The organism is Ruegeria sp. HKCCA6837, assembly GCF_013034475.1.
GTDB lineage: Bacteria > Pseudomonadota > Alphaproteobacteria > Rhodobacterales > Rhodobacteraceae > Ruegeria.
This window is the reverse complement of record NZ_WQGD01000008.1, coordinates 16494-32869: the sequence shown is the minus strand read 5'-3', so window position 1 is coordinate 32869 and position 16376 is coordinate 16494. Positions and strand designations below refer to the sequence as shown.

Sequence of the window (16376 nt, the reverse complement as noted above, 5' to 3'; positions counted from 1 at the left end):
AGTTACTTACACCGTCAGGCGCGCGCCCGCTTTCGTTGCGGGTCTAAGAAAGGTGTGTCCGAGACAGTGGCGCGCAGTCGTTTCATCCGCCCGTCAAGCTGGCCAACATCCAATTGAGTGCCGTTGTCCGCGTGTTCAACGGAAAGCCGTGCCATCGCGATCGCGTGTTCCAACATCGGCGAACGTGTCGCTGAGGTGACCACGCCCACTTGTCGCTCGCCCGCATAGATGGGTGCACCGTGGGCGGGCACATCATCACAGCCGATCAACAGCCCCTTGAGCACTCGGCGTGGTTCGCGGGCATTGCGTTCCAGTGCGGCCTTGCCGGTGAATTCGGTTTTGGTCAGATCGACGGCAAAGCCCAAGCCTGCCTCGAACGCATCTACACCCGGTGCAAATTCTGCGTTGGCAGCAGCCAGCCCCGCCTCGATCCGAATGATATCCAACGCCGCAGAACCCATCGGGGTGATCCCGAATTCTTCGCCGGCGGCCATCACCGCATCCCAAATCGCGACCGCATCGGATTTGGTACAAAAAATCTCGTACCCCAATTCGCCGGTATAACCCGATCGCGACAGCATGAAAGGCGCGCCCTCACGGTCATTCAGACGCGCAATGGTGACACCAAACCATTTCAGATGATCCAGGCTTGGCACATGCGGCTGTGTGAAGGCGATCTTGCGCAGCAGGTCGCGGGATTTCGGGCCTTGAATGGCGAGGTTCGGCATCGCACCACGCAGCGCATGAACCCGTACTTGCAATCCACGTGAATCTGCCAGTTCCTGCAACACGCGCCCGCTTTCCTCTGATCCACAGCACCAGCGGAAAATTTCAGGCGCGAGGCGGAACAAGGTGCCATCGTCGATGACCGAACCGCTCTCGTCACACATCAGCGTGTAAGAGCCGCGCCAGACCGGCAGCTTCGCCACGTTGCGTGTCGTGGCCAATTGCATCAAAGCCTCAGCATCTGGGCCGACAATGTCGAATTTGCGCAGACCGCTCATGTCCTGCACAGTCACGGCCTCACGACAGGCCCAGTATTCACCCAAGCTGCCATAAGCGGGGTAACTGACGGGTGCCCACAGATCACGCGCCGGGGCGAAATGCTGTGTCAGCGGGGATAGCCGCTCGTGAAAGGCGGATTCCTGACTGATCGACATGGGGGCGTCTTCCTTTTCGCGATAAGCAACCGCTCGGCGGATCGGTGTTTCAGGGCGGTATATACGCACGTGCACGTCCGTTGGGTTCCAGCCATTGATCGGATCGATATCATCAGGGCAGGCCGTCGAAACACAGACCAAGTCCTCAAGCGCCCGCAATGCAACATAGTCACCTGAGCGCGAGTGAGATTCTTCGGTCAGAATGTGATGTGTGACCGGATCAATCCACGTGTTCCAAAAGAAATTGATCGCAGGCCAAGCCGCCCGGCGCGCCACCCCATATGGCGCCAGCGCATTTGTCATGTTGTCCGAGCAATTAAGATGGCCGGGGAAGCCTCGCTCTTCATAGCCGCGTGCGGTGCAAGCCAACCCGAAGGTATCGTGCCGCCCACACGTGTCTTGAAGCACATTAAGCAACGGACGCATTTCACGGTCAAAAAACTTGTCCAGCAATCCCGGCCCCGGATAAGACCGCCGCACCATCGATCGGGTCGCGGTCGAGTCGATCATCCACTCGTGTCCACGTTCCAACCCATCAGCTCGCAGCGCCATGAAATCAGAGCATTGCTGACCTTCGACATCAATGATCTGAACAAATTCCCCGGCATGAAGCTCATAAGCAATCGCGCTGCCGCTCGGCACAGTGAATTCATCCCGTGTGTCCCCCAACAAAGGCGGCAACTGCGGCGTTTGGACTTTCGCAACTTTATGTAGAACCGTAATGCTTCCGGTCGCCCTGCCCTGGATCAGTTCGTCGATGTCAGAGGCGTGAATCACCCAAAGCGTAATCGCGTGATCCGCTCGTAGAATCAGGCAATCCGACGTCTTGTCCAACCGGCAGCAAGGAACCCGCTCGTCTCCGCCTCGTGCAGCGATCCAGCCTGCAAGTTGAGCGCTGTCAAATGCACCCCAGTTGACCGCCCCGTTCTGTGTCAGGTTTAGCGCCGCCAACATCGGTTGCCCATCAACAGCGAGGGCCACTACGTCCAAAGGCTGTGACGGCCCAAGCCCTTCTATCGAAAGCAAATCTCCTGGCTTCACAATCAGGCGGACAGCCTTGCGCGGGGCAAGTGTATATGTGCAAGCATCAGAGGCTTTTGGAAAACCCGGAAACCTCAGAGATGTGGCAAAGGCTGCGGGCGTGTCTGTTGCCACAGTGTCTCGCGTCTTGAATGAACCAGGCTTGGTTAAAAAGGACACATTAGAGAAAGTTCAGGCTGCCATTTCCACGCTGAAATTCGTTCCCAGCGCCGCTGCCCGAGCAATCAATTCCGGCCGAACCCGATTTGTCGGCGCTCTGATCCCCACGCTGGACAATGCGATCTTTGCCCGGTTTCTTGCGGCACTTGAACGAAAGCTGTCGGAGCACCAATTATCGTTGGTCGTGGCAACAACAGATTCGAATCCCGACACCGAGGCAGAGAAAGCAAAAAGTCTGATCGATATCGGAGCGGAAGGCTTAATTGTCACCGGCGCTACGCATTGCGCAGCTATGCACGACTTGCTCGAGCGTACTATGATTCCGACCATCATCACGTCTTTCTATGATTCAGATAACGCCCTGCCAACGATCGGATACGACAACGCGGCCGCAGCGCAACTTGCATTGCATCACCTGGCCGAACTTGGGCACAAAGACATCGCTGTAGTCCACGGGCCAGTTCGCTACAACGACCGAACAAGAGCGCGCCTTGATGGCCTTAAGACCTATGTGTTTGACGGCAAGCTAACAACGTTTGAAACTCAGATCAGCCATCAGGGCGGGGCGAACGTTGCCGATCACATTTGCAGCTTACCTCGTCTGCCGGACGCCATCTTATGCCTTTCCGATGTTGTGGCATTAGGGGTATTGCTCGGCCTGCAAGCCAGCAAGATTTCAGTTCCAGAGCAGGTTTCGATGATTGGCATCGACGACCTACCAACCTCGGCTGTCACGGTACCACCTTTGACCAGCGTGCACCTGCCCGTGTCCCAGATGGGTGAACGTGCTGCAGATGGATTGGCGCAATGGATCACAACGCAACAAGCGCCTCATTCCGAAAAACTGCATGCCCGCCTCATCGTCAGGAACTCCACCCGGTCCCTGCTCTGACTAGCTTCAATGCCACTGTGCCATTCGGTCAGATCTAGCAGCCCTAAAAGCGGCGTCTTTTTGTTCAAGTTCTGTTCAATTCGCGAATTAAACGCCTGCGCGCCGATAGTCTAAAGGCAGCACCTTGCGACGCAGTTGTTTGGATAGCTCAACCCGGTGTGGAGACGGTCTGAGAACCAGGGGTTACGGTTTATAGAGAAGTCACTTCTTCTCTAGCCGCGGCGCATTTCAGCGCCAGTTTTCACGCAGGGTCAATACAGCACAAACGCTCTGTGAGTGCGTTGAGGGTATCAGCCTGCACGGCTCAACGTTTGATAGTTCTTGTTTCGCGAACAACGTTAACCGAACATGAACAATGTATTCTCAGTGTGTTCAACCAAGATTAGGCATAGTGACCATGTTGGATCGAACGAAGTGTGTTTCGTTTGGTTGAAATAAGGGGAACAGCATGAATAAGCCTGCCTTTATGACTGAAGACTGTGGCGCAACAGCTGCGATGCAGACTTCTGGCAAATACGCTGAAGAACGTCTGCAAACCAAGATGAAACCGAGCAATGGTCGCTTCCCTCCTATTGAAAATGCACTAACAGAAATCATAAAAAACAAGCGGCTATCCGAGGCTCATAGCGCCGTCTGAAGGCAAGTCAGCTGGCGCCCCCGAACAATTCTCGATATTCGTCCTAAAGATCAGAATTGTAATCGAAATCCCGCCCCATTTTGGGGCGGGATTATTTTTTGAAAACCGCAATGATCGAAACGGCAGATCAATTTAATTTGGGCCAGCCGCGTTCACGTCGGTGATACGGCTGGCCCAGCTTCAATACGTCCGCGAGTGGTCGATAGCGCGTGAAGCCTAATATTAAAGTCCCAGAAGCGATTTTACTTTTTCTTCGACCTCGTCAGTGACAGGCTTGTTGGCTGCAGCTTCAAGCGCTTCTCGCTCAGCCAAATCTTGTTCTTCAACACGCTCCGCCAGTTCTCCCAAGTCTTCGACGGCCTCGTTGTAGTCGATAGCAGCCTGTTTTTCGTCATTCAGATCTTTAGCCGCATCAACTGAGGTATCCAGGTCCGCTTGCGCCTCTTCCAGGTCTGCTTCTATGTCTGGGTCCATGCCACCGGCGTCTTCCAACGCCTGCTCAAGCTCTTGAACCCTATCGCGATTGTCCTGAACTTCACCCAAAGCGGCCTCCAAATCATTCTCGATTTCCGACAACGTTCGCTCTGGCGGATCCAAATCTTCAAGTTCCTCCAGTTGTTCGGCCAAATCCTCACGCAAGGCCTCTCCGGCAAGTACAGTGTCCCGATAGGCGGCAATTCTGCCGACTCGGGAATTCGGAGCGGCATTTTCCAGCGCAGTCGGGCTTGCATGGGCCGCATTCAGTGCACCCAGTTCAGAGGGATGAGCTTCAAGCTCTTCTTCGACATGGTAACGTTTGGGGCGGGTGACCGGGCGCACGGACTCTTCCACACTCGTGGACCGATGAGCCGTCTTGGTGTTGTGCGTGCCGCTTGTTGTTACACGTTTTGGCGAAGACGCCGATTTGCGCTTGGTCCCTTTTCCAGTGAACAGGCCCTTCAAGGAAAACCCGCCACCCTTTTTTTGTCCGGAGTGGGCAGATTGCGATTTTGATTTGCCATTCCCAGATTTCCCGGCTCTGTTGCTGCCACGGTTTGAGTCGGCTTTGTTCCCGCGGCTGCTGTTTCCGGCCGCGCTGCGATCACCGTTATCTCCTTTCGCGCCGTTACCATTGCCGCCGCCGTTGCCACCACCATTACCGTTGCCTTTTCCGCCACCGTTACCGCCGCCATTTCCTTTGCCTTCCTTGGCATAGGCAAAATCAGGAGCTGCGACTGTGGCAACAACGGCCGTGGAGCCCAATAGGGCAATCGCGACTGTGGAAGCCTTAAGCAATCCGCGACTGGTGGTTTTCATGACAATCTCCTCAAGTCATGTGCGAACAGCTTACCAAGGCTGGCCGCCGCATTCTATTAGCTCGAACCGCAATCGAATCACTGATCGTTCTTGCCATTTGACTTGAATGCACTTGAACGCAGGGCTAACTGCTTGTTCATCATCGGTTCACGTCCACCCATGTAATCTCGTTCGAAACTGTTTGAGAGTCCGATGCAGACCAGAGCTATAATGTTGGTAGCGGCGTTACTAACCGCTTTATCCGCCGGGAAAGCGGCTGCTGACGCACGCGAACTCAAACAGGCCGAGTTGCGTAAGGCGACGTTGTCAGGAAACGCGATCCGACTGAAGCGTGTCATCAAGGGTGTGGAAAGTGCATTCGGCGGAACGCCAGTTGACGCGCGAGCGTTCAAATCAGGCGACATATACTACCGCATTCTGGTGAAGAAACCGGGCGGAAAGATCGTGAGTGTAATCGTAAATGCCCGGACCGGCACGGTGGTCTCGAACCGCTCGAGTGTTGGCCAACAGATCTCTGAGGCCGCGCGCTCCAGTTCTACCAGAACCAAAGGCAGCCAGAGCACTTCTACCACCCGTGGAAACAGCGAAAACCGTGGTAACGGTGGTGGTAATGGCAATGGGGGTAATGGCGGCGGCAACGGTGGCGGCAACGGTGGCGGCAACGGTGGCGGCAATGGCGGCGGCAACGGTGGCGGCAACGGTGGCGGCAACGGTGGCGGCAACGGTGGCGGCAACGGTGGCGGCAGAAAATAGTGTGATTTCGATATCAGATTGGCTGTAGTCTCTGGTTATGCGAATCCTTCTTGCTGAAGATGAACCCCAGCTTTGCGAGCAAATCAAAAAGCTATTAGTGGCGGAAAGCCACGTTGTGGATGTAGCCCATAATGGTTCCGACGCCCTGCATCTGGGAGCGACTGAACCCTACGACATGATCATACTGGATATTGGCCTGCCAGAGCGTGACGGTATCTCGGTACTCCGCGAATGGCGCAGCGCAGGCGTTACGACTCCTGTATTGATCCTGACTGCCCGAGATGGCTGGAGCGAACGCGTGGACGGCTTGGACGCAGGCGCGGATGATTACATGACCAAGCCCTTTCACATGCCGGAATTGGCCGCACGGGTTCGAGCAATCCTGCGGCGGCAAAGTGGCCAGTTGAACCCGGTGATCGAAATGGGCGATGTGTCTCTGGATACGCGGAACGGCAGGGTCAGTATCGGGGGCATACCTGTCGATTTGACCGCGCAGGAAATCGCGGTTCTGACCTATCTGGCGCATAACATCGGTCGTATGGTGTCGCGCACCGAATTGTCCGAACACATCTACGAATATGACGGGGACAGGGATTCCAACACAATCGCAGTATTCGTCACCCGCCTACGCAAGAAACTGAGGCCAGATTTGATCACAACTGTCCGAGGGCGTGGCTACATGATTGATACGGCCTGATGCTATCGCTTCGTCAACGTGCGTTGCTAGGTGGCCTTGCATCCGGCGCGTTGTCCGTGGGTGTTGGTACCCTGGTTGTTTTCTCATACATCAACACGCGCGTTCTGGATCAGTTTGACGGTGCGTTGCGAGACCGGCATACCCAGCTTGTCGTTGGTCTCAGCGCCACTACAGATGACCCCGAATCTTTGCGCGAATTGATATTCGACCCGGCTTATAGCACCCCGTATTCTGGCAGATATTGGCAAGTGACAGACGGCGACGGAGCCGCTTTCACCTCAGCCTCGCTTTTCGACGAAACGATTGCAGAGCCTTCACAGACCAGCGACGAGGCAACAGTTTGGAATACCACGGGCCCGGACAATGAGGGCGTTCGCAGCGTCTATCAGAAGATCACATTCGAAGACGGAACAGAATGGGGCGTAACCGTCGCCGAAAGCAGGCAGGTACTCATCAACGAACGCAAAGATGCGCAAAGCAACTTGCTTCCGGTTTTTGGGTTGGTCGGCTTGATCGGAGTGGCCAGTTCCCTTTTGCTGATGTCGGCCATCGTCGGCCCCCTCAGAAAGCTGCGCGCGGATGTGGCCCATCGCTGGGACGAGGGCGACGACCTGACCCCCGAAGATTATCCGGAAGAGGTTTCGCCGCTGGTAGAAGACCTGAATCAATTGCTGCACAGAAACCGAGAGATTGTCTCCAGTTCCCGACGGCAGGCGGCGGATCTTGCGCATGCGCTCAAGACACCCACGGCCATTCTGCGCAACGAGCTGACGGACTTATCTCAAAGCGGTGCACAAACCGAACCCGCGGAAGAGGCACTCAGCAGAATTGACGCTCAGCTTAGCCGGTCGCTTGCACGCATGCGCGCAGCAAATACCGGAGAGTTGACGCATTCCCGAACAGATCTTTCAAACTCGGTCGAACGCTTGTGCAGGTTGTTTTCATCCATGGCAGAGCGGGAGGGAAAAACGCTCACTTCGGAGTGCGAGGCTGGACTTCGTGTGCGAATGGATCCCCAGGATATTGAAGAAGTGATCGGAAATCTTCTCGACAATGCCCTCAAGTGGTGTCGCACAACCTTTCAAATCTCTGCACAGCGGACCGAAAATGGCATCGAAATTCGCGTCGAGGACGATGGACCCGGAATTCCAGAAGACGCCCGACCAGAGGCCATTCGCTCCGGTAGCCGACTGGATACTTCTGTGGGCGGAACCGGTTTGGGCCTGGCGATTTCCGTCGATTTGCTGAACGCTTATGATGGACATCTGGAATTGGGGGCTTCTGAAAGCCTTGGTGGTTTGTCCTGCAGAGTTCTGATCGGCGCTTAAAAATGCCGTATGCCCAGGCCATCGGAGTACTGAACATTCACCATTCTCCGCGGCATGCGCCGGGTTTGTGAGTGTTGGAAACTGGTTTTGCTAATGGCGCTGCCACGAAGGAGAGCGGAACACGCATTATCAGATGACACTCTGGGAGTTGGAAATATTGGTTTTACCACCAGAACCTACCGGAAACCAACCACTGCCGAATAGGCAACACGACTTCGTTCAATAATATCAAACGAACCCTCGAATCGTTTGAAATCCAGTCAATTTTCATACCAAAACGATTGACCTATGCGTTTCGGATAACGTCCGACCCCTGATTATTCCGCAAGGAAAATGACGTATTTGCGTTGACTAAAAGACCGCAACCGGACCCGTTGTTCCTCTGACGATGCGCTCTAATTCGCAGCAGATTCTAAAAGGCTCAGGATCATCTGAGGTAATGTAATCGGTAAACCTCTCACCAGCGAGTTTTCCAATGGTTTCTGCTGGGATGCGAATGGTGGTGAGCCCAGGTTCAACATCCGCAGATCCTTTGAAGTCTCCTATGCCGATGATGGATAGGTCGTCGGGAACCTTCAAGCCAAGACTTTGGGCTGCAAACAATCCACCCTGCGCAATAACGTCATTTCCGCAAAGCAGCGCCGTCGGGCGAGCATGTTCAGTTAAAAGAGACATGGCGGCCTGCTTAGCCTGAGAAACACTGTAGGGAGCTTCAGACTCATGTTCGCTGGGAACGGAAATACCTTTTTCGTTAAGCGCTTCGCGGACGGCAGAAAGCCGATTTTGAGCCCGATCGTTGCCTGTGGTTTTCGGAAAGATCAACCCAATGTGACGGTGGCCCAAGGCCAATAGGTGCTCGGCTGCAAGGTGCCCTGCCAATCGATTGTCAGCCCCAACACAGGGCAGCGGACAGTCCTCCGAGTAGTTCCATATGGCTAGCGCTGGTGTTTTCTGCTGCTCGATCAGCCGGGTCGTAGCGTCGGAATGCTCCAATCCTACCAGCGCTACTCCGTCCACGCGATGCTCTAAAAACTTGCGGACCATCGCGTATTCACGATCGAGGTCATAACTATGGGACGCCAATAGCAAGCTGAACCCGGCTCTATCGATGGTCTCCGAAAAGGCCTGAATGACTTCGGCAAAAATGGCGTGGTTAATCGTCGGGACAACAAGACCGATTGTACCGGATCGTTTGCCATGCATCGTCTGCGCCGCCCGGTTTCGAATATACCCCAGCTTCTGCACTGCTCGGTTGATCTTTTTCCGAGTCGCGGGACTGACCAAATTCGGGTGATTGAAGGTGCGTGACACCGTGGACGGTGACACTTTTGCAGCCTTTGCAACCGCCACTATATCCACCTTACCCTTCTGATAATTATCCATTATCTTCTTCCGATTGGTCGAATTTATGAAAACATTTGCAATACTATTTTCATCGCCTAACCTGATTTGTCAACAAAGGTAAAGTTTGGCCCAACGGGTTGGGAGGCCCTGAATGGAGTTCATATATTATTTCGGAGAAGTGTTCACGCCGCTGTCGTTTTTGCTGCTTTTGGGCGGCACGATCGGAGGGCTGATCCTGGGCGCGACGCCCGGCTTGTCACCCACAATGGCGGTCGCATTGCTGATTCCGTTCACCTTCCAACTTGAAGCGGCGCAGGGGTTGATCCTCCTGGGTGCTGCCTACACCTCAACTGTAGCAGGTGGTGCGGTCAGTGCAATTTTGCTCAAGATCCCTGGTGCACCAGCCAATATTGCGACAACTTTGGACGGGCACACCATGGCCAAGCAAGGTCAGGGAGCACGGGCATTGCAGCTGTCATTCCTCGCCTCGGCCGTGGGCGGCGTCTTTGGTGTTCTGCTGTTGATCTTCTTGACCCCGGTTCTAGCAAAATGGGCCTTGGCCTTCGGCCCCTCGCACCTGTTCTGGCTGGCCATTTTGGGTGTGACAGTGATCGGGACGTTGGATTCCCCCTCGGTGGTCAAAGGTTTGCTGTCAGGCTGTATCGGGTTGTGGCTGGCTACCATTGGATTTGACGACATCATGGGAGCACAGCGCTTTATCTTTCACCCCGCTTTGGGCGGAGGCATCAATATCATTGCCGCGCTGATTGGCCTGTTTGCGATCCCTCAGGTATTGACGATGTTTGCGAAGGGTCGCCACAACAAGGGTGCCGAAGTCATCGAGGTTCAGCGCCATTCGATCCTGGCCGCGATTCGAGAACTGACCAGCCGAACCCGTGCACTTGGCATCGGCACATTGACCGGTTCGATCATCGGCCTGATACCCGGTGTTGGCGGACAAATCGCTGGGTTGGTCGCCTATGATCAAACAAAGAAGTTTTCAGCTGAAAAAGACAAGTTTGGCACAGGGCATTCCGAGGGTGTGATCGCTGCGGAATCCGCCAATAACGCGATGGTCGGCCCGTCTCTGGTGCCGCTGCTGACCTTGTCGATCCCGGGCAGTCCAACCGCTGCGGTTTTGCTGGGTGGGTTGCTGATCCACGGGATTTTTCCAGGCTCGGACCTGTTCGACAATCACCCGGACGTAGCGTGGACTTTCATCAACTCGATGCTGATCGGACAAGTCCTAATGTGCATTTTTGGTCTCTATGTTGCCGGTCTGGCCGCACGTGTCGCGCAGGTACCGCAGTCGGTCATGGCGGCCATCGTTCTGGCGCTATCGGTCTTCGGCGCCTATTCGGTTCAGGGCTCAATGGGTGATGTCTATGTCATGGCCTGTCTTGGCATTAGCATGTTTTTCTTGGAACGTTTTGGCTTTTCTGCCGCTCCTCTTGTTCTGGGTCTGATCCTGGGACCCATCGCCGAGGCCAACTTCATTCAAGGCGGGATGATCGCCGACGCGACGGTGGGCAAAGCTTCGTATTTCCTGACCGGTGGATTGAACCTGCTGCTGATCGCGGTGGTGCTGGCTTCAGTAGCTTACTCGGTTTGGATGGAACTGCTCCATCGTCGCTACACCACCAAAGAGGAGGCGCAGGCATGAACCGTTCGCAGCATGTAATTGGGTCTGGTGTGGTCTTTGCAGTAGGTCTTTGGGTGACCTGGGTCAGCTATACACAGCAACCCGCCGAAGCGTTCTTGTTTCCACGTCTTATCGCATCGGTCTTTGTGGTTCTGGCTGGCTGGACTTTTGGTAAGGCAGTCATGGGACTGTCCAAGGTCGGAAACGGCATGACACGGACGATGTTTATTAACATGATGCCGGGGCTGATCGTGACGCTGATCTACGTCTTTTGGGCGGCCAAGTCATTGGGCTTTTACACAGCGACCGCAATCACGTTTTTTGCTCTACTGTCGATCTACGATCCAGCCTCACATTCCGAAGCCAAAACCTGGGTCAAACGCGGCGCCATCACAGCGATCTTTGTGACCGTGATGTACGGCCTCTTTGCCATGCTTCTGAACGTCTACACACCAAGGGAAATTCTGTTCTGACCGCACGAGAGATGCGGGTGGACTAAAACAAGGAGGAAATGCAAATGAAACGAATGATTGCAGGGATAGCCTTGGCTCTTATGAGCCTGACGGGCCCGGTGGTGGCCGAGGAATTCCCCGAGCGACCGATCATGATGATGGTTAGCTATGGCGCAGGTGGCGCTACAGATTTTCAGGCGCGGATTGTCACAATGACGTCCGGAAACGAGGACGCGTTGGGGATGCCCATCGCCATCATCAACAAGCCCGGCGCAGGTGGACGCGTGGGCTGGAACTGGTTTGCGACGCAAGCTGAGGCTGATGGCTATACGTTGGCGGCCTATAACGTACCACATTTTATCGCACAGTCGATCAAGGGCGGTGTTGAGTACTCAACCGACAGCTTCGAACCCATCGCAAACTGGGGTGCCGACCCGGCAGTGTTTGTGGTTGGGGCAGACAGTCAATTCAATTCGATGGAAGATGTCGTCGCCTATGCCAAGGAAAACCCTGGCAAGTTGACTGTTTCCGGTGCAGGCCTTTTCGTGGGCCACCACATCGCAGCCTTGCAGATTGATAAGGCTGCGGGAACCAAGATGGCCTACATCCCAACCAAAGGCGGCGGGGCCGCAGCCATGAAAGCAGTGATTGCAGGTGAAGTCATGGGAGGCATCAACAACCTGTCGGATGCGTTCAGGGCACAAGAGGCGGGCAACGTCAAAATCCTTGGTGTCGCTGATCTTGAGCGCAGTTCCTTCCTGCCGGACGTTCCGACAATGATGGAGCAAGGGCTGGACGTCGACAATTCATCGGTCAACTTCCGGGGTGTGATGGTGCCCAAGGGGACACCGCAAGACGTAATCGACAAACTTGCAGCAACGGTCCCAGAAATGTTCGCCAACGACCGTGTGACCAAAAAGATGAAAGCCGGTGGATCACCGATGCACATCATGACGCGCGATGAAGTGAAAGAGATGTGGGTGCAACGCCAGCAAACTCTGAACGAATTGCTGGCCGGTCTGTGATCTGAACAACATTTACGGGGCGGAACTGGTCCGCCCCGAACAAAAAATTGAGGACCAAGATGAACGCTCGGGACGGGATTTACCCAGAAATCGCTGAAGTGGATCGTATCGTGGCGCGCGCGCGAACGGCTCAGGCAGTTTACGAAAAAAGCGGCTGTCAGGCTCTTTATGACAAAGCAGCGTTGGCGGCTGGTTGGGCAATTATGGAACCTACCCGCAATCGGGCGCTTGCTGAGATCGCGGTGGAAACAACCGGTCTGGGCAATGTGCCCGACAAGATCACAAAAAACCACCGCAAGACATTGGGCCTGCTGCGAGATATAGCCAAGGTGAAAACCTACGGTGTCATCAATGACAATCCGGCGACCGGTATGACCGAAATCGCTCGTCCCATCGGCGTAATAGGCGCAGTCGTGCCGTCGACCAACCCTGCTGCGACGCCCGCCAACAACATCATAAACGCACTTAAAGGCGGCAACTCCATCGTGGTGGCGCCATCGCCTAAAGGCGTGGCGCCTTGCGAGATGCTGATTGGTTACATCCACACTGAATTCGACAAGCTGGGCTTGGATCGTAACTTGGTTCAAATGATTCCTGCTCCGGGTTCAAAGGCCAAAACCCAGCGACTGATGGAATCTGTTGATCGGGTGATATGCACCGGTAGTCAAAACAACGTTCATCGCGCGCAGTCCTGTGGCACGCCAGCTGTCGCAGTTGGTGCTGGCAATGTGACTGTGATTGTGGATGAAAGTGCAGACTTGCAAGCAGCTGCAGCCAAAATCACGGCCTCGAAATGTTTCGACAACGCGACGTCCTGCTCGTCTGAAAATGCTCTGGTCGTGGTGGATGCGATCTATGACGCGTTCGTGGCCGCAATGGCCGCTGAAGGCGGTGCCTTAGTGCCTCATTCCGAAGCAAGTGGCATCATCGCCAGGCTTTGGCCCGATGGTCATCTCAACCGTTCAGCCATAGCGCAAGATGCGGACAAGATGCTCGAAGCTTTGGGAATGGCGGGAAAAGTGCCCGAAGGGACCAAGTTTTTGGCGGTAGAAACCGATGGCATAGGGCCCGATCATCCATTATCCGGCGAAAAACTCAGCCGAGTTTTGGCGCTGTACCGCGCGGCTGATTTTGAAGAGGCCAAGGTTATTGCCACACGTATTCTGGAACATCAGGGGGCCGGGCATTCCGTCGGTATTCACACCAAGCACGACATACGCGCCGTTGGATTGGGACGTGACTTGCCCACCTGTCGGGTCATTGTGAATCAGGCGCATACCTTCGCAACTGGCGGCAGTTTTTCAAATGGCTTGCCGTTTTCACTCTCAATGGGTTGCGGCAGCTGGGGCGGCAATGCCATCGACACCAACCTGCACTGGAGACATTTCGTCCAGACCACCAAAATTGTGCGGGAAACACCCCCGATTGAGCCCGGACTAGAGGAAATTTTCTGCGATTACTGGTCGGAGGTCGGCCAATGATGGAACCACCCAAGGGAACCGTCCGTGATTGGTTGGACCTAAGAGCAAGCCAGGGGGGAACTGGTTTCGTTTTCCCGGACGGGGCACCCGATCTGAGCTGGAGTGAACTGCGCGAAACGGCCCAACGTATTGCTGTTATGCTAACGGGAATGGGTGTGGCAAAAGGCGAGAGCATTGCGATCCTCTATCCCAATTGCCGCGAAGCGCTTGAGGTCTTGTTCGGTGTTCTCTACGGAGGATTCCGCGCAACGATGATTAACCTTGTCGCCGGTGACAGCGCCATCGCTTATGCACTGGAGCACAGTGGCTCACGCTATGGCTTTGTGCACTCCAGCCAAACGGAATTGTTCGAACGAACAGCCGATCCCAACAGAATTACCCGGTTGCAGGTTACAGATGCCGCCGATCCCAAAGTCGAGCTTCACAGCGTTTCGCCCGACAGCCATGCGCTGTTAATGTACACGTCAGGAACCACCGGGCGCCCCAAAGGTGTAGTTCACACACATTCCAGCCTACTGGCAGGCGGCTGGACGACGGCGGTTGCTCATGAGTTGTCCGAGGTCGATCGCGGATTTTGCGTATTGCCGATCTACCATATCAACGGGCTCTGTGTGACCGTCATGGGAACGCTTGTTTCAGGTGGTTCGTTGGCCATGTCCGAACGGTTTTCGGCCAGTCGGTTCTGGGACAGTCTGAGCAAGTCTCAAGCGACCTGGTTTTCAGTTGTACCTACCATCATTTCTCACTTGTTGCACTCAGACACTAAGCCGGATGCGTGCACTCGTCAGCGCGTGCGTTTTGGTCGTTCCGCATCTTCGGCTTTGGCACCAGATGTACAGCGGGCCTTTGAAGACCGTTTCGAAATCGCGATTGTGGAAACGATGGGATTGACTGAAACCGCTGCTCAAATTTTGTCCAACCCCTTGCCACCCGGTGTGCGTAAGATTGGTTCACCAGGTATCCCCTATGGAAACGAGGCCGCCATTTTTGATGCGAACATGCAGCCCGTTCCGCGTGGGACAGAGGGCGAACTGGTCATTCGCGGGCCAAATGTGATGCTGGAATACCTCAACGACTGCGACGCAACCGCAGGCACGTTCAGTTCTGACGGATGGTTAAGAACAGGTGATCTCGCACGGATGGATGACGACGGATATGTTTTTGTCACTGGTCGACTGAAAGAACTGATCATCAAAGGTGGTGAAAATATTGCGCCGCGTGAGATAGACGAAGCGCTCTATTCTCATCCCGATGTCGTCGAGGCCGCAGCGTTTGCCCGACCCTGTGACAGCTACGGGGAAACTGTCGAGGCAGCCGTGAAAATTCGCGAAGGTTCTCAGCTAACACCGCTGGGTTTGTTACAACTATGCGAAGTCCGATTGGGCCGATTCAAGTCACCCGACGCAGTTCACATCTTGTCTGACCTTCCAAAGGGGCCATCTGGGAAAATCCAGAGAAACCGAATCCTCGAAATCGTTGACGAGGAGGCATGACTTTGGGATGTGACTGCCCTTGCCTTCAGATCGATTGAATGCCCAACAGCCGTTTTTTTAAGGAACGCCACAGCAAAGCAAGCCTAGCTTGCGCGGCACGACAAAATTGAGAAACCTGACGCCGAAAGCACAAGATCCATTCGTCACATCAGACACCTATCAAAACACCGTACATGTCTAAGGGTCGAGTCAAACAGCAGTGATGTCACACGGACTTAAGTAGTAAGTGATAATATTGGGGCTGACCGCCTTGTCACGGTCAGTCTCTGCCGTCACGCTCCGCCCCTGAAGCATTGCTTCAATGTGTTTCTACCGGTTCCTCACGGATCACCGGACTTCCCCAAACTTCTCGCATTGTGAAGCATTGAAAAAGTGTGGCACCTCGTCTCGAATCATCCTGAAATGGCCTAACGTCAGACCATACGGACGACCCGTTCAACGAAGTGCCACCGGGGGAGAACACCCTATAGTTGGCTCGGCACCACAAGGACTGGAATAGTGGATCTGCGCAACACCCTTTTCACAACAGTGCCTAGGAATGTATGTGACGTGCCATGCTCGTGCGACCCCATCACGACCAAGTCGCAATTCAGGTCTCTGGCGCGTTTCAGAATCGATTCCGCAGGATGCCCATCGATCAATTCCACTGAAGTCACGGCAGAGTAGTTCTCTTGATCTTCAGGGGTCAGAGACTTCAGGAAATCATGCTGATTGTCCGTGAGCAGCGATTTAACCGCTGCATGCCGGTCCTTGATGGCCTGCTTGCGGGACTTATCGTCCTGGATGAACATCCTCATGGTGACGATGGCATCCTGCGACAACGGTTCGGTAACATGCAGCACATGGGCTTTGGCCCCATGTGCTATTGCAATGCTCAATGCGTGCCGAAGCGCGTTGTCTGCGTTTTCCGAAAGGTCCGTCGCAACCAGAATGTTCTGTATTTTGGGTAACATTGTCTTCTTCCTCCGTTTCGCGG

Annotated in this window: 14 protein-coding genes; 10 read left to right on the top strand and 4 right to left on the bottom strand. The window is 54.8% G+C overall.

What is annotated here, in order from left to right; genetic code table 11:
• Positions 1 to 14 precede the first annotated feature (14 nt).
• Complete coding sequence (locus tag GOV91_RS12580) at positions 15 to 2315, bottom strand: aminomethyltransferase family protein (protein ID WP_171235764.1); 2301 nt, start codon at positions 2313 to 2315, stop codon at positions 15 to 17.
• Here GOV91_RS12580 and GOV91_RS12575 point away from each other — a divergent pair.
• Together GOV91_RS12575 and GOV91_RS12570 are read left to right on the top strand one after the other, a co-directional pair.
• On the top strand, positions 2239 to 3252 hold the full coding sequence (locus GOV91_RS12575) for a LacI family DNA-binding transcriptional regulator (RefSeq protein ID WP_371732317.1): 1014 nt from the start codon (positions 2239 to 2241) through the stop codon (positions 3250 to 3252). The two genes, GOV91_RS12580 and GOV91_RS12575, sit on opposite strands and share 77 nt — an antisense overlap.
• A 448-nt stretch (positions 3253 to 3700) precedes the next feature.
• Positions 3701 to 3889 carry a hypothetical protein gene (locus tag GOV91_RS12570; RefSeq protein ID WP_171176537.1) on the top strand — a complete coding sequence of 63 codons (189 nt, stop codon included), beginning with the start codon at positions 3701 to 3703 and terminating at the stop codon, positions 3887 to 3889.
• Positions 3890 to 4111: 222 nt separating this feature from the next.
• Here GOV91_RS12570 and GOV91_RS12565 read toward each other — a convergent pair whose 3' ends face one another.
• Positions 4112 to 5185, bottom strand: a complete 1074-nt coding sequence (locus GOV91_RS12565) for a hypothetical protein (RefSeq protein ID WP_171235762.1) — start codon at positions 5183 to 5185, stop codon at positions 4112 to 4114.
• Positions 5186 to 5377: 192 nt separating this feature from the next.
• Between GOV91_RS12565 and GOV91_RS12560 the strand changes: the two genes are divergently transcribed.
• The 3 genes from GOV91_RS12560 to GOV91_RS12550 are packed head-to-tail and all read left to right on the top strand — an operon-like array spanning position 5378 to position 7963.
• Positions 5378 to 5938: a PepSY domain-containing protein gene (locus GOV91_RS12560; protein WP_171235761.1), complete on the top strand. Its 561-nt coding sequence runs from the start codon at positions 5378 to 5380 to the stop codon at positions 5936 to 5938.
• A gap of 37 nt (positions 5939 to 5975) precedes the next feature.
• On the top strand, positions 5976 to 6635 hold the full coding sequence (locus tag GOV91_RS12555; protein WP_171176532.1) for a response regulator transcription factor: 660 nt from the start codon (positions 5976 to 5978) through the stop codon (positions 6633 to 6635).
• The gene (locus GOV91_RS12550) at positions 6635 to 7963 is read left to right on the top strand and encodes a HAMP domain-containing sensor histidine kinase (RefSeq protein WP_171235760.1); all 1329 of its coding nucleotides are present in this window, start codon (positions 6635 to 6637) and stop codon (positions 7961 to 7963) included. The genes GOV91_RS12555 and GOV91_RS12550 overlap by 1 nt, the downstream gene beginning before the upstream one ends.
• Before the next feature lie 351 nt (positions 7964 to 8314).
• On the opposite strand, the gene GOV91_RS12545 is transcribed toward GOV91_RS12550, so the two are convergent.
• The gene (locus tag GOV91_RS12545) at positions 8315 to 9346 is read right to left on the bottom strand and encodes a LacI family DNA-binding transcriptional regulator (protein ID WP_171176528.1); all 1032 of its coding nucleotides are present in this window, start codon (positions 9344 to 9346) and stop codon (positions 8315 to 8317) included.
• A gap of 112 nt (positions 9347 to 9458) precedes the next feature.
• On the opposite strand from GOV91_RS12545, the gene GOV91_RS12540 reads away from it, so the two are divergent.
• Genes GOV91_RS12540 through GOV91_RS12520 form a run of 5 tightly spaced genes read left to right on the top strand, consistent with a single transcriptional unit; the run spans position 9459 to position 15400 of the window.
• Positions 9459 to 10970 carry a tripartite tricarboxylate transporter permease gene (locus tag GOV91_RS12540; protein WP_171176526.1) on the top strand — a complete coding sequence of 504 codons (1512 nt, stop codon included), beginning with the start codon at positions 9459 to 9461 and terminating at the stop codon, positions 10968 to 10970.
• Positions 10967 to 11422 (top strand): tripartite tricarboxylate transporter TctB family protein, encoded by a 456-nt coding sequence (locus GOV91_RS12535; protein ID WP_171176524.1) that lies wholly within the window; start codon positions 10967 to 10969, stop codon positions 11420 to 11422. The genes GOV91_RS12540 and GOV91_RS12535 overlap by 4 nt, the downstream gene beginning before the upstream one ends.
• A 44-nt stretch (positions 11423 to 11466) precedes the next feature.
• Positions 11467 to 12426, top strand: a complete 960-nt coding sequence (locus tag GOV91_RS12530) for a tripartite tricarboxylate transporter substrate binding protein (RefSeq protein WP_171235759.1) — start codon at positions 11467 to 11469, stop codon at positions 12424 to 12426.
• Positions 12427 to 12485: 59 nt separating this feature from the next.
• Positions 12486 to 13907 (top strand): aldehyde dehydrogenase family protein, encoded by a 1422-nt coding sequence (locus GOV91_RS12525; RefSeq protein ID WP_171235758.1) that lies wholly within the window; start codon positions 12486 to 12488, stop codon positions 13905 to 13907.
• On the top strand, positions 13904 to 15400 hold the full coding sequence (locus GOV91_RS12520) for a class I adenylate-forming enzyme family protein (protein ID WP_171235757.1): 1497 nt from the start codon (positions 13904 to 13906) through the stop codon (positions 15398 to 15400). The genes GOV91_RS12525 and GOV91_RS12520 overlap by 4 nt, the downstream gene beginning before the upstream one ends.
• A gap of 464 nt (positions 15401 to 15864) precedes the next feature.
• Here the strand turns inward: GOV91_RS12520 and GOV91_RS12515 are convergent, their stop codons facing one another.
• Entirely contained in the window at positions 15865 to 16353 is a 489-nt protein-coding gene (locus GOV91_RS12515) for a universal stress protein (RefSeq protein WP_171176515.1), read from the bottom strand.
• Positions 16354 to 16376: the final 23 nt, after the last annotated feature.

Bases quoted from the DNA above. Each gene is read 5' to 3' on its own strand.
- GOV91_RS12570 (WP_171176537.1), top strand. From the start codon at position 3,701: ATGAATAAGCCTGCCTTTATGACTGAAGACTGTGGCGCAACAGCTGCG.
- GOV91_RS12565 (WP_171235762.1), bottom strand. From the start codon at position 5,185: ATGAAAACCACCAGTCGCGGATTGCTTAAGGCTTCCACAGTCGCGATT.
- GOV91_RS12560 (WP_171235761.1), top strand. From the start codon at position 5,378: ATGCAGACCAGAGCTATAATGTTGGTAGCGGCGTTACTAACCGCTTTA.
- GOV91_RS12555 (WP_171176532.1), top strand. From the start codon at position 5,976: ATGCGAATCCTTCTTGCTGAAGATGAACCCCAGCTTTGCGAGCAAATC.
- GOV91_RS12550 (WP_171235760.1), top strand. From the start codon at position 6,635: ATGCTATCGCTTCGTCAACGTGCGTTGCTAGGTGGCCTTGCATCCGGC.
- GOV91_RS12545 (WP_171176528.1), bottom strand. From the start codon at position 9,346: ATGGATAATTATCAGAAGGGTAAGGTGGATATAGTGGCGGTTGCAAAG.
- GOV91_RS12540 (WP_171176526.1), top strand. From the start codon at position 9,459: ATGGAGTTCATATATTATTTCGGAGAAGTGTTCACGCCGCTGTCGTTT.
- GOV91_RS12535 (WP_171176524.1), top strand. From the start codon at position 10,967: ATGAACCGTTCGCAGCATGTAATTGGGTCTGGTGTGGTCTTTGCAGTA.
- GOV91_RS12530 (WP_171235759.1), top strand. From the start codon at position 11,467: ATGAAACGAATGATTGCAGGGATAGCCTTGGCTCTTATGAGCCTGACG.
- GOV91_RS12525 (WP_171235758.1), top strand. From the start codon at position 12,486: ATGAACGCTCGGGACGGGATTTACCCAGAAATCGCTGAAGTGGATCGT.
- GOV91_RS12520 (WP_171235757.1), top strand. From the start codon at position 13,904: ATGATGGAACCACCCAAGGGAACCGTCCGTGATTGGTTGGACCTAAGA.
- GOV91_RS12515 (WP_171176515.1), bottom strand. From the start codon at position 16,353: ATGTTACCCAAAATACAGAACATTCTGGTTGCGACGGACCTTTCGGAA.